Source organism: Pauljensenia sp. 20925_1_34 (genome assembly GCF_041432775.1).
In the GTDB taxonomy this organism is placed as follows: Bacteria; Actinomycetota; Actinomycetes; order Actinomycetales; family Actinomycetaceae; genus Pauljensenia.
Window position 1 is genome coordinate 1 of the sequence record NZ_JAPWAG010000041.1, and the last position, 11384, is coordinate 11384.

The window sequence follows — 11384 nt, forward strand, 5'->3', positions numbered from 1 at the left end:
GAAAACGGTGACGTCACTGTTATTGAAGCCGAACCCGTCGAGCCGATCAATGAATGCCCTACCTGCGGGCAGCCTGGAGTATTCCGCGACCACGTCATCCGCAGCCTGGTCGATCTGCCCATCGTCGGCCACCCAACAACTTCATGTGCGCCTTCCACGCTACCGGTGCACCAACAAGCGTTGCTTGCAGAAGATCTTCCGTGCTGGCCTTGCCTGCGCGCCCGACAATTCAAAGACCACGGACCAGGTGACCCACTGGATCCTGCAACGACTCTGCCTAAATCGGATGAGCGTTGCCGCTGCACCCAAGTCATTAGGCCTGGGGTGGGATATGAAGTGTCCCAGGTTTTGTTCCGTTTGATGAAACCCGTTTTTGAAACAACGTACGGAGCACAACGCACACCGATGCCAAAGCTTCCGCAACATCGACTACCTCATCAAACCCACGACAGTGGGATTCACACCCTCAATCCCCAAATCGGTACGGCGGCACCTCCGCCGCAACCAGGGAAAACAAAAACCGCAGATCCCGAAGGATCTGCGGTTTCATCGTGCGCGAGGGGGGAGTTGAACCCCCACTCCATCACTGGAACACGGACCTGAACCGTGCGCGTCTGCCTATTCCGCCACTCGCGCGTACCCAGAAAGAATAGGGGGTTTTGAGGCCCCACGTCAAATCAGCGCAGCATGACCCAGGACACATACTTCACCACAATGGGCACTAATGCCCGTAGTTGCAACAAAAAATCGACGCGCACCCTAGCGCATCAACGCGCATGCAACGACGCCAGCCACACCCAACAGGGTCGCAGCGATAACGCAGGCATCGACCAATCCGAGCCTGGTGCGACTCCGAGGCGAGCTCTCACAGCCCCCGCCCGAGGCTTCGAGGGCGCCGCGCATGGACATGGCTCGCCCGGTTTCGGCCGCCCCCCGCGATGTCGCGGACAGGACCGCCGTGATCACGTCGACGCTCAGGCGCACGTAGCCGCCGGGCGACAGGGTGGCAATGTCCCGACCGAGGCGCAGCTTGGCCGTGTCGAGAACGGCCTGCGCCTGGTCGCGCAGCATCGGCAGGCCTCGTAGGGCCGAGGCCATGACCAGCGACCACTGGCCCACGGGTGCCCCAAAGAAACGCAGGGGCCGCACATAAACGCGCAGCGCGCCCGCGAGCGCGGCCGTGGGCGTCACCCACGCAATGAGGGCGGAGCCCCACAGGACGACGATGGCCAGCACGCAGATGCGCAGGAAGACCTCGAGCCCGTCGCCGAGCCAGGCACCGATGCAGCCGCCGATAAAACCGGAGATCATCCACATGGGCGGGCGCGGGGCGACGCTGAGCGGCAGCCGAATGGCGATCGAGGCGACGGCGAGGAGGGCACCGACGATCCCGAGGGTCGTCCAGTGCGGCTGCAGGATGACGCAGGTGGTCAACGTGGTCCAGCAGGCGATGAGGGTGCCGGGCCACGCGCGCCCGAGGACCGTGGGCCACGGCAGGGGCCGAGGCAAGGGGAAACCCGAGGCCCTGCGCGGCTTGCGACGGCGCGCAACCTCGCCGCCCAAACCAGAACCAGAACCGGAGAAGCGGCGAGAATCGGGATCCGCAGAAAACCAACCGTTGGTGGCACCGCCGCCGGGGCCGGTCGCCCCGCACGAGGAGTAGGGGTCATTCATGCGAGCACCCCCTGGCGCAGGTGTCGGTGGGCGTCGCACAGGGCGTCCATGCCTTCGAGGTCGTGGGAGATGACGAGGATGGACAGCCCGGCGCGCCTGCGCTCTTCGAGGACGGAGATCAGCAGGTCGCGCGAGGCCATGTCGAGCCCGGCCATGGGTTCGTCGAGGATGAGGACGCGCGGTTCGCCGGCCAGCAGCCCCGCCAGGGCGACGCGTCGCATCTGCCCACCGGACAGGTCGTCGATGCTGCGCGAGGCCAGGGCTGGGTCAAGCCCGACGAGGTCCATGGCTTGTGCGACGATTCGGTCGCCGTCCTCGCGGCTCAGCCCCTTCTTCGCGGCGCGCCCACCCCCGCTGCCCACGCCGGGCCCGTGCCCAGCGGCGGCGAGGATGTCGGAGCGCACGGAGGGGCGCTGGAGTTGGAGGCGCGCGAATTGCATGGAGAGGGCGACGTCGCCGACGCGCCGTTGCATGGGCGTCCCTCCGAGGGTCACGTTGCCCCACGTGGGCTCGAGCAGCCCGGTGAGGATGCGCGACAGTGTCGTCTTACCCGACCCATTGTCTCCGGTGATGAGCATGGCCTGGCCGGGGTCGAGAATCAGGCTGACGTCGCGTAGGACGGGCTTCTCCCACGGGGTGCCCAGGTCGTAGGTGTGCGCTACTCGGTCGGCCCACAGGTGCTCTGTATTAATAAGGGTGGGGGCTCCCCACACGCGCTCGCCATGTGCCCCAATGGACGAGGCCTGGGCCGGCTCACGGGTCACGCCATCCTCGGGCCTCGCCACGCTGGGTGCTCCCCGTGGGGGGAGCGAACCCGGGGAGGGGGCCTCGGCCTCGTCGGTGGGGGCGGTGCGCTGCCCGGGGCGTTCGTCGGAGACGATGCGCCCGCCGTCGATGGTGATGACGCGGTCGGCGCGCGCGGCTTCGGCGGGGTCGTGCGTGATGTGGATGACGGCGATGCCCGAGGCGGGCAGGGCGGCGAGAAGTTCAAGCATGGCGGCGCGGCCCGCCCGGTCGATCATGGCGGTGGATTCGTCGGAGATGAGCAGGCGCGGGGAGCGCGCGAGGGCGCCCGCGAGGGCGAGGCGCTGGAGCTGCCCACCGGAGAGGGAGCGCGGGTCGGCGTCGGCCAGGCCTGCCAGCCCGACTCGCTCGAGGAGGGCGTCCATGTCGAGGGCCTGCGCGTCGGCGGCGCTCATGCCCCAGGTGATGTCCTCGGCGACGTTTTGGCCAAGGACGAGCAGTTCGGAGCGCTGCCCGACCAGGGCGGTGCCACCGACCGCGCCGAGCATGCCTCCGCCGCAGCGGGTGCCCTCGCCGGGGGTGGCACCAGCGAGGAGCAGCGCGAGGGTGGATTTGCCGGAGCCGTTGTGCCCGACGACGACCGCGTATTCGGGCTGCTCGATGCTGAGGGTGACGCCGCGCAGCGCGGGATGGTCGGCGCCCGGGTAGGTGAAGGCGGCGTCGGTGAGCGTCAGGGGCAGGGGGGACGAGGCCGTGGCCGCCTCGTCGGGGCCGCTCCCCTCCCCCGGCCCGCCCCTCTCCGCGGGGGTGGCGTCGGCGCGGGTGGGCGCGTCTAGGAGGGGGTCCCATCCGGCGTCGAGGGTGATGCGGCGCAGGATTGCGCCTAGGAGCCAGCGCGCGGCGAGGACCAGGAAGGCGACGCCGATGAAGCGTGTGATGGGGAGCCACAGCCACCAGTAGTCAACGACCCATTGGCCGAAGGCGTGCCCGGCATCGACGAACCAGCCGGATCCGGGGATCTGGCCGACGAGCTTGAGGAAGCCGTTGAGGGTCTTCTGGATGCTTTCGAAGCCGAGGTTGCGCAGGTCGACGAGGATCCAGAAGGCGATGCCGGTGCCCACCCCCCAGACGAGGCCGAGGCCGGCCGCAACCGCGCTGACGCTGAGCCAGGAGGCGCGTTTCTTGTGGAGGAAGCCGATGATGAGGCCGATGAGGGCGGCCTGGAAGGCCCGCCCGGCGGTGGCGAATCCGCCGACGGCGATAGCCAGCAGGACGGTCGAGGCGAAGGCTGCGACGGAGGCTCGGGGGCGTAGTTTGAGGGAGACCATGGCGAGGGGGACGGCCGTGGCTACCTGGAAGAAGAGCTGGAACACGGGCGTAACGGCGGCTATGAGGCCGAAGGTCACGGCCAGGCCCGAGAGCGCGCCGGCGGTCGCCACCTCGACGGGGGTGAGGCGGCGGGCGTCGCGCGCGTGGTTGCTCATGTGCCTAGTCTCCCAGGCCCCGCCCACATCTGCGACCGCCGGGCCGGGCGACCCGAAGGTTCGCCGACGCCCCTACTCCCGGTTGATCTTCCCGAAGGGGATGTGGACGCTCGGGGTTGAGGGGGAGGCGCCGTCGACGTGGCGGCGCTGGTCGTCGAAGAAAATGTGGGGCTGCAACGCCTCCAGGATGGGCCCCTTAGGGAGTCCGCCCAGAAAGAAGGCGTCGTTGACGCGCAGCCCCCAGCCCCGGATCGAGTTGATCGCCCGCTCGTGGGCGGGCGCGCTGCGCGCCGTCACGACGGCGACGCGGACGCGGCGCTGAAAACCCTGGGGATCACTCACGCTGCGAGCGTCCTCAATCCCCTGGATGCGGTTGATTTTCTCCAGGAAATCAGCCATCGGCCCGCGCTCGAGCGGCACCTCGGCCAGGGCGCTCTCACTTTCCTGATACTCCTCCTGCCCCCGGTCCTGGAAGACGCGCTCGGAGGAGTCGCCCGCCAGCACGCCGTCGAAGTCGAAGGCGATGCGCAGGTCGGCACCCCCATCGTCCTCAGCGGCGTGGCCAACGACGTGACCTGCCGCAAACCCCAGCTCGGTCGCCTCGCGCACATCGACCTCGTTCGCAGAAAGGAAAAGGGACATGCGCAGCGGCTTCATGAAGCGATAGGGGGCGCGCCCCTGCATGAAGATCGCGCGCGTGATGTCCAATCCATGATGCGCGACGGAACGCATCACCCGCATCCCGGTTTCAGGGTCATTGCGCGAGAGGATCACAATCTCCACCAGTCGCTCGCGATCCGACAGGTCATTCAGGTCGAGAAGGCGACGAATAAAGGGGAACGCGACGCCCGGTTCGAGCACGTCATCGATATGTTCGCGCTGATACTCCCGATACTCCTCCTCCCCCTTCTCGCGAAACACCGCGTCCGACTCCGCCAGGTCAAACAGGGCGCTGGACGCCACCCCGACGACGAGGGCACGCTCCAAGTCCAGAGTCTCACCCATGACACGCTCCTTCCACTCGCGCCGGGCCCCTCGCCCGACACCGTCAGGCTACGAGGAGGCATGCACATCTGCGTCCTCTCCCCGCAAGACGATCGACGAGGCCGTGGCCGCGTCTCGCGCACCGACAGCACCCGCGAGAAACCAAGGAAAAAACACCGCGTCATATCCCCACACTCACCCTTGTGAGGGGCACCTAATTTTGTGTAGTATTCCCCTCATAATCCACAACACATGAGAGGACCCAATGAAAACCCGCCTCGCCACCCTGACCGCGATCCTGGCCACCGCCACCCTGGCCCTCACCGCCTGCGCGGGCGGCTCCGGCTCCGCCACCCAGTCAGAGCAGACCACCCAGGAGGCCTCGGCCTCGTCGACGCGTACGATCACCGACCACGCGGGCAACGAGGTCGTCCTGCCCTCCACAATCACCCGCGTCGCCATCGACCAGATCCCCATCGAATCCACCTACCTGGCCTACTTCGACGGCAAGGCCCCCTACCTGGTGGGCATGAGCGCCGCCCGCGTCAAGGCCATGAGCCAGACGATCGCCGCCGAGATGGCGCCCGAAATGATGCAGGTGGACACCAGCTACTACGACAAGGGCGAGCTCAACGCCGAGGCCCTCCTGAACCTGAACGTCGACGTCGTCTTCTACAACGCCTTCAACAAGGAACACGGCGAAATGTTCCGCAAGGCCGGCATCCCGGCCGTCGGCTTCACGACGCTGGGCAACCCCTCGGAGACCTACGCGGAGTGGATGGAGCTCCTCGAGGACGTCTTCAACGAGGACGGTCACATGGCTGACAAGATCGCGCTCGGCAAGGACCTGGTCGCCGACGCCCGAGCCCGCACCGCGAAGGTTCCCGAGGACCAGAAGGTCTCGACGATGGTCCTCATGGGCGCGGCCGACGGCCAGCTCGCGGTCGCGGGCGGCAAGGACGGCTGGTTCACCAACGAATGGGCCGACTCGCTGAACTACACGAACGTCACGCGCGACACCGACACCTCGCACACGCCCGTCACCTTCGAGCAGGTCCTCACGTGGGATCCCCAGGTCCTCCTCGTCACCGGCAAGGGAATGTCGAACATGACGGCGAACACCGTCCTGACGAACTCGGTCGAGGGCGTGGACCTGTCCACCCTCAGCTCCGTGAAGTCCGGCCGCGTCTACTCCACCGGCCTGGGCATGTGGAACTGGTTCACCCCCAACCCGGATTCCCCGATCGTGGCGAACTGGATCGGCGCCTCCCTGTACCCGGAGCAGTTCTCCGACGTTGACCTCGTAGCCATGACGAAGGACTACTACCAGAAGATGTACAACTTCACGCTCACGGACGAGCAGGCCCGCACCATCATCAACCCGGACGCCGCGTCCTGATACCTTGCCCCGGCCTCGTCTTCCCTATCGACGAGGCCGGGGTCCCTTGTGCGCCATACGCCCGGCTACGCGTCGGGGAGAGGACATCATGACATCTGTGCTGACCAGGAACGGGCGACTGCGCGTGTGGGTGGTCCCCACGCTGATCGCCCTCATCGTCGTGTGCGCGGCGGCGGCCATGTTGATCGGCCGTTTTTCCGTGTCCCTGGAGGACGTGGTTGCGGCGCTGCGCGCGCGATTCTGGGGAGGCCCGGCGGTGCCCCCGCGCGTCAACTCCGTCGTGTTTGACCTGCGGGCACCGCGCATCATCGTGGCGATCCTGATCGGCGGGGGCCTGTCGGTTGCCGGCGCCTCGTTTCAGTCGCTCTTCTCCAACCCCCTGGCCACACCGGACACCCTGGGCGTCGCGGCGGGCACGTGCGTCGGCGCGGTCATCGCTCTGCTGTTGGATTGGAACCTGATCGGCGTACAGGCGGCGGCCCTCGCGGCGGGCCTGGCGACGATGGCTTTCACGACGGCGATTTCGCGTACGCGAACGGGTGCTTTCAACGTCATCACGCTCGTGCTCGGAGGCGTCATCGTTTCCGCTCTGGCGAACGCAGTCCTCTCACTCCTCAAGCTCACGGCCGACCCCACGAGCCAGCTCCCGGAGATCACCTACTGGCTGATGGGTTCCCTCGCCGCGGTCACCTACCACCAGATCGCGCTGGGCGCCCCCTTCATCATCGCGGGCGTCGTCGTTATCGTGGCGCTGCGCTGGCAGCTCAACATCCTCTCCCTCTCCGAGGACGAGGCCCGCTCAGCCGGCGTCAACGTCTCCCTCATGCGCGCGATCCTCATCGTCGCCTCGACGGTCATCACGGCCTCGGTCATTTCGATGTGCGGCCAGGTCGGCTGGATCGGACTGCTTGTGCCGCACTGCGCGCGCATGCTGTGCGGACAGAACAACCGAGCGGTTATCCCCGTCTCGCTGCTGCTCGGGTCGGCGCTCATGATCGTCATCGATACGCTCGCGCGTTCCCTGTCGGCCTCGGAAATTCCCATTTCGATCCTGACGGCCATCATCGGCGCCCCCTTCTTTATCGTGCTGCTGCGTCGGACGGGGGGAGCGCGATGATCAGCGTCGAAAACGCGACCTTCACCTATCCGGGCGCGCCCTCCCCGATCCTGCGAGACGTGTCCTTCGAGGTGCCCGAGCGCTCGCTCCTGGCGATTCTGGGGCCCAACGGCGCCGGCAAGACGACGCTACTGCGCACCATGATCGGCCTACAGAAGTGGGACAGCGGCCGCACCCTCATCGACGGTACCCCCATTTCGTCGATGTCGACCCGCGCGCTGGGCCGCGTCCTGTCCTACGTGCCACAGGCCCGCAACGCATCCAACGTGGCGCTCACCGGCCTCGAAATGGTGATGGTCGGGCGAGCCCCGCACATGCGCACCCTCGCACAGCCCGGCGCGCGCGAGGAGCGCATGGCCCGCGACGTCCTCGACGAGGTGGGCGCCTCCCACCTGGCCGAGATGCCCTGCGCGACCATGTCGGGTGGCCAGTTCCAGATGATCCTCATCGCCCGCGCTCTCGTCGCCGACCCGCGCGTCCTCGTGCTCGACGAGCCGGAGACCGGCCTCGACTTCCGCAACCAGCTCATCGTCCTGGGACTGCTCGAGCGCCTCGTGAAGGACCGAGGCCTCGCGGTCATCATGAACACGCACTACCCGGCGCACGCCCTGCGCGTCGCGGACCAGGTCGCGCTCTTCTCCTCCACGCACGAGGCCGTGGTCGGCCCCGCGTCCTCCGTCATGAATGCGGACACCCTTGCGAGCGTCTTCGGGGTGGACGTGGCGATCGGGAGCGTCGCCTTCGAGGGCCAGGACGTGCGCGCCATCGTACCGGTGCGGCTCACACCTCAGAACTAGGGGCCGACAGACACGATACTTCGTCACGTTTTCGCAGGTGAGACACATTTTGGACCAATATGCGGTACCTTAAGAGTGTGATTCCACACGCTGCGCGCGGGTACGTGAGAGACGCCGGGCGCGCGAGCGGGATTGCGTCGATCCCTGCAGGCGGGACCGACCGGTGCCCCAGCGTTGGGGCGAACACGAAGGAGTGCCCATGGCTACCGGGACCATCAAGTGGTTCAATGACGCCAAAGGCTTCGGCTTCATCACTCCCGATGGCGAATCCAGCGACGTCTTCGTGCACTATTCCAACATCATCGGCCAATCTGGGCGACGCACTCTACTAGAGGGCGAGAGGGTCGAGTATGAGGTCTTCGAGGGGCCTAAGGGCCTCCAAGCTCTCAACGTGACACGAGCCAATTGACACCGTGTGCCCGAGTGGATAGCCCACTCGGGCACACTTACACGAAGTGGCAGGCTCTCACTCGTTCCCACCCCTGATTGTCCCCCTCAAGAACCTTCCTTTAATTACTATTGACTTCATCCTGTGCGGTCCCTAACAAGCACTTGTGCGGTATAGACCGCGCGGTTACTTGAGCGTAGAATTGGTGATGCACCAACGGGGGCGACCACAAGTCGGCCCCGTTTTTTGATGCGGTCGCCCTCCCGGGCGACGCGGGCCAATCGGCCCACACAACACGCTGGCGTGCGGGGCGCGCTTCGCGCATCCGTGCGAAGACACTCATAAGGAGAACCCCATGAACAACATCGTCAAGGCTGAGACCGCCCCCACCATGAGCCAGGCCACCACCTCGGCCTCCGTCCTCATCGCCCTGATCGTTGTCCTCGCCGGCCTCGGCATGACCGCCGCCCTCCAGGTCGGCTCGATCGCCTCGACCGTCCTGGCCGTCGTCATCGCCCTGACCGCCCTGATCGTCTCCCCCGCGATCCTCTCGATCGCCCGTACGCGCGCCTGAGACACTGCGGGGCGCGTGAGTTCCGCGCGCCCCTCCCCCACCAGCGTGGCACCACCGAGGTGTCGCGCTTTTTCTTTACTTTTCTCGCCCCCTCCCCAGCGCCGAGGAGCAAGTGACAAAGACGCACGCCGCCGCCCCCACCTCGACATTGGCTGCCTCACAAGGGGGTTGCCTTCTCCATGCGACCATGGCAGAATGCAAAGTTAGCTTCCAATCGGTTGAAAGGTATCACAGTGTCCAACCCCAATTTCGGCGGCCAGGCTCCCCACCCGGGGCAGCCAAACGGCCAGTTCCCGGGCCAGGTCCCCCAGCAGGCAGGTTTCAACGGTCAGTACCAGGGCCAGATGCCTCAGCCGGTGCGACCCAACGGTCCGTTCCCGGGTCAGATGCCCCAGGCACCCCGCAAGAAGAGCAACAAGGGCGCGGCGCTGATCGCAGCTATCGTCGCCGTTGTCCTGGTCGTCATCGGCGGCGGCGCCTTCGCGCTCACCCGCTCGGCCTCTGCGCGCGGTTTCTCGAGCCCCGACGCTCTGGCCAACTCCATTAACTCGGCCTTCGACTCCAACAAGCTGGCAAACCTCGCTCCCGCTCTTGCTCCCTCTGAGCTCGAGGCAGCGACGCTCTGGCAGAAGGACTACAAGGCGAACGGCAAGGCCGACTGGACGAAGCTGATGAGCCCCGAGGCCCTGGCCGACTACGTTGACCAGATCGACATCAGCAAGTCCACCATCGAGCACACCGTCGACGAGAAGTCGGACAATCTCAGCCTCATCACAATCACGAAGTGGGAGGGCGAGGTCACGGTCAAGCCCGAGCTGGCTGACAAGTTCCGCGAGAACTACGAGAAGGCCAAGGGCGACAAGCTCACGGCCGACGAGTCCAAGATGTTCGACGATTTCAAGCGGGAGATCGAGAAGGAATCCACCTTCTCGGGCAACATTCTGCAGCGCCTCTTCCAGACGGACAAGCTCACGCTCGTGTCCGTCAAGGAAGGTGGTAAGTGGTACATTTCGCCGACCATGACCATCGCGGAGCAGATGGTAGCGGACAGCTCGATCACGCCGAACTACGGCGCTGACTTCACCAACGTTGAGGGCGCGAAGTCGCCGGAAGAGGCCGTCTCCGGCATGGTCGATGCCCTGCGTAACGGTGCCGGTATCGGCGACAAGGACTTCTACCGCTTCCTTGACCTGCCCGAGCGCCGTGTCGCCGCGGTGTACGGTTCCGCCGGTTCCTCCAACTCCGCCACGTCGTCCGCGAACATCGGCGCAGGCATCCAGGTGAACTGGGGCCTGAAGTCCACGAAGGTGAGCGGCGGATCTGTCGTCAACTTCGGCACGACGTCCATCACGATGGACGGCGGCTACAAGGTTGAGTTCAACAACGACACGGTGACCTACTCCTACCCCGAGTACTCCGCCTACGGCTACAACTCGCGCAACACGACCCCCCAGACCCAGAGCCAGACCGTCCGCTTCACGGAGGGCCTGGTCAACCCCGAGCGCCTGGGCATCTTTACCGTGAAGGGCGACAAGGGCTGGCACGTGTCTTTGATCGGCACGGTCGGTAACCTGAACCTGCTCGAGGCCACGGACGCCGCGGTCAACGACGCCGTCAACGGCTTGAGCGGCTTCGCGGGCTCCAGCACCGAGGTCTCGGCCAACGAGCTGCGCGACATGGCCACGACCAACAAGCCGGTCGGCGCCATGCTGGTCATCGCGTGGAACTTCATGAAGAGCTCCAACTGACGCGCCGCGCACGCCTGTGAACTGCGCACCGGGGGTGGGAATCCGAGAGGGTTCCCACCCCCGTTCATGTCCGAGGCCGGGGATCCTCCCGGCACACCGAAAGGCTCCCGCTCGTAGTTTCCTCGCCGGCAAACCAGCTCTTCGCATTGTGGGGTGTGGGGGTGGTGTTCGAAGCCTCCCGGGGATCGTGGGCAGTGTCGTGGGATGACGACCGAACACAGGAGTTCACCTGGGGCGCCTCATCAACCAAAAATCGCACGTAATTTGGGTACCCTAACTTTTCATAGGTATCGAGAAAACCGCAGAATTCCAACGATGTGATTTCAACGTTTGAAATACATGTCGGGGAATTACGTGCGACATTTCTGAGGAACTACAACATGAGGCGCCACATAGATCCCAAGCGGAAGACAACTCAAGCAGAAGACAACCCAAGCACAGAAGACCCCCACAACCCCGACAGCCGCCACAAGCA

Annotated in this window: 9 protein-coding genes, 1 tRNA gene and 1 pseudogene; 7 read left to right on the forward strand and 4 right to left on the reverse strand. The window is 65.9% G+C overall.

From position 1 onward, the window contains the following. Nucleotides 1-340 (forward strand): annotated as a pseudogene (locus O3669_RS10390) (transposase family protein); the annotation flags it as partial. A 212-nt stretch (nt 341-552) separates the two neighbouring features. On the opposite strand, the gene O3669_RS10395 reads toward O3669_RS10390, so the two are convergent. The 4 genes from O3669_RS10395 to O3669_RS10410 all read right to left on the reverse strand — a co-directional run bounded on the left by O3669_RS10395 (nt 553) and on the right by O3669_RS10410 (nt 4907). Further along, nucleotides 553-636: transfer RNA gene (locus tag O3669_RS10395), tRNA-Leu, on the reverse strand. Between the two features lie 123 nt (nt 637-759). Further along, complete coding sequence (locus O3669_RS10400) at nt 760-1674, reverse strand: energy-coupling factor transporter transmembrane component T (RefSeq protein WP_295968210.1); 915 nt, start codon at nt 1672-1674, stop codon at nt 760-762. Next, nucleotides 1671-3902 carry a DUF2232 domain-containing protein gene (locus tag O3669_RS10405; RefSeq protein WP_371524730.1) on the reverse strand — a complete coding sequence of 744 codons (2232 nt, stop codon included), beginning with the start codon at nt 3900-3902 and terminating at the stop codon, nt 1671-1673. The genes O3669_RS10400 and O3669_RS10405 overlap by 4 nt, the downstream gene beginning before the upstream one ends. A 72-nt stretch (nt 3903-3974) precedes the next feature. After that, on the reverse strand, nt 3975-4907 hold the full coding sequence (locus O3669_RS10410; protein WP_371524732.1) for a 5'-nucleotidase: 933 nt from the start codon (nt 4905-4907) through the stop codon (nt 3975-3977). A gap of 244 nt (nt 4908-5151) precedes the next feature. On the opposite strand from O3669_RS10410, the gene O3669_RS10415 reads away from it, so the two are divergent. The 6 genes from O3669_RS10415 (at nt 5152) to O3669_RS10440 (ending at nt 10909) form a co-directional block, all read left to right on the forward strand. Then, entirely contained in the window at nt 5152-6285 is a 1134-nt protein-coding gene (locus O3669_RS10415; protein ID WP_371524734.1) for an ABC transporter substrate-binding protein, read from the forward strand. A gap of 88 nt (nt 6286-6373) precedes the next feature. Further along, nucleotides 6374-7402 carry a FecCD family ABC transporter permease gene (locus tag O3669_RS10420; RefSeq protein ID WP_371524736.1) on the forward strand — a complete coding sequence of 343 codons (1029 nt, stop codon included), beginning with the start codon at nt 6374-6376 and terminating at the stop codon, nt 7400-7402. Next, nucleotides 7399-8199, forward strand: a complete 801-nt coding sequence (locus O3669_RS10425; protein ID WP_314770013.1) for an ABC transporter ATP-binding protein — start codon at nt 7399-7401, stop codon at nt 8197-8199. The genes O3669_RS10420 and O3669_RS10425 overlap by 4 nt, the downstream gene beginning before the upstream one ends. Before the next feature lie 199 nt (nt 8200-8398). Further along, nucleotides 8399-8608: a cold-shock protein gene (locus O3669_RS10430; protein WP_295968226.1), complete on the forward strand. Its 210-nt coding sequence runs from the start codon at nt 8399-8401 to the stop codon at nt 8606-8608. Between the two features lie 334 nt (nt 8609-8942). Next, entirely contained in the window at nt 8943-9161 is a 219-nt protein-coding gene (locus O3669_RS10435; RefSeq protein ID WP_295920458.1) for a hypothetical protein, read from the forward strand. Nucleotides 9162-9394: 233 nt separating this feature from the next. Next, a complete protein-coding gene (locus O3669_RS10440; RefSeq protein WP_371524739.1) occupies nt 9395-10909 on the forward strand; it encodes a DUF1720 domain-containing protein in 1515 nt (504 codons plus the stop codon). Nucleotides 10910-11384: the final 475 nt, after the last annotated feature.

Bases quoted from the DNA above. Each gene is read 5' to 3' on its own strand.
- O3669_RS10415 (WP_371524734.1), top strand. From the start codon at position 5,152: ATGAAAACCCGCCTCGCCACCCTGACCGCGATCCTGGCCACCGCCACC.
- O3669_RS10410 (WP_371524732.1), bottom strand. From the start codon at position 4,907: ATGGGTGAGACTCTGGACTTGGAGCGTGCCCTCGTCGTCGGGGTGGCG.
- O3669_RS10430 (WP_295968226.1), top strand. From the start codon at position 8,399: ATGGCTACCGGGACCATCAAGTGGTTCAATGACGCCAAAGGCTTCGGC.
- O3669_RS10405 (WP_371524730.1), bottom strand. From the start codon at position 3,902: ATGAGCAACCACGCGCGCGACGCCCGCCGCCTCACCCCCGTCGAGGTG.
- O3669_RS10435 (WP_295920458.1), top strand. From the start codon at position 8,943: ATGAACAACATCGTCAAGGCTGAGACCGCCCCCACCATGAGCCAGGCC.
- O3669_RS10400 (WP_295968210.1), bottom strand. From the start codon at position 1,674: ATGAATGACCCCTACTCCTCGTGCGGGGCGACCGGCCCCGGCGGCGGT.
- O3669_RS10420 (WP_371524736.1), top strand. From the start codon at position 6,374: ATGACATCTGTGCTGACCAGGAACGGGCGACTGCGCGTGTGGGTGGTC.
- O3669_RS10425 (WP_314770013.1), top strand. From the start codon at position 7,399: ATGATCAGCGTCGAAAACGCGACCTTCACCTATCCGGGCGCGCCCTCC.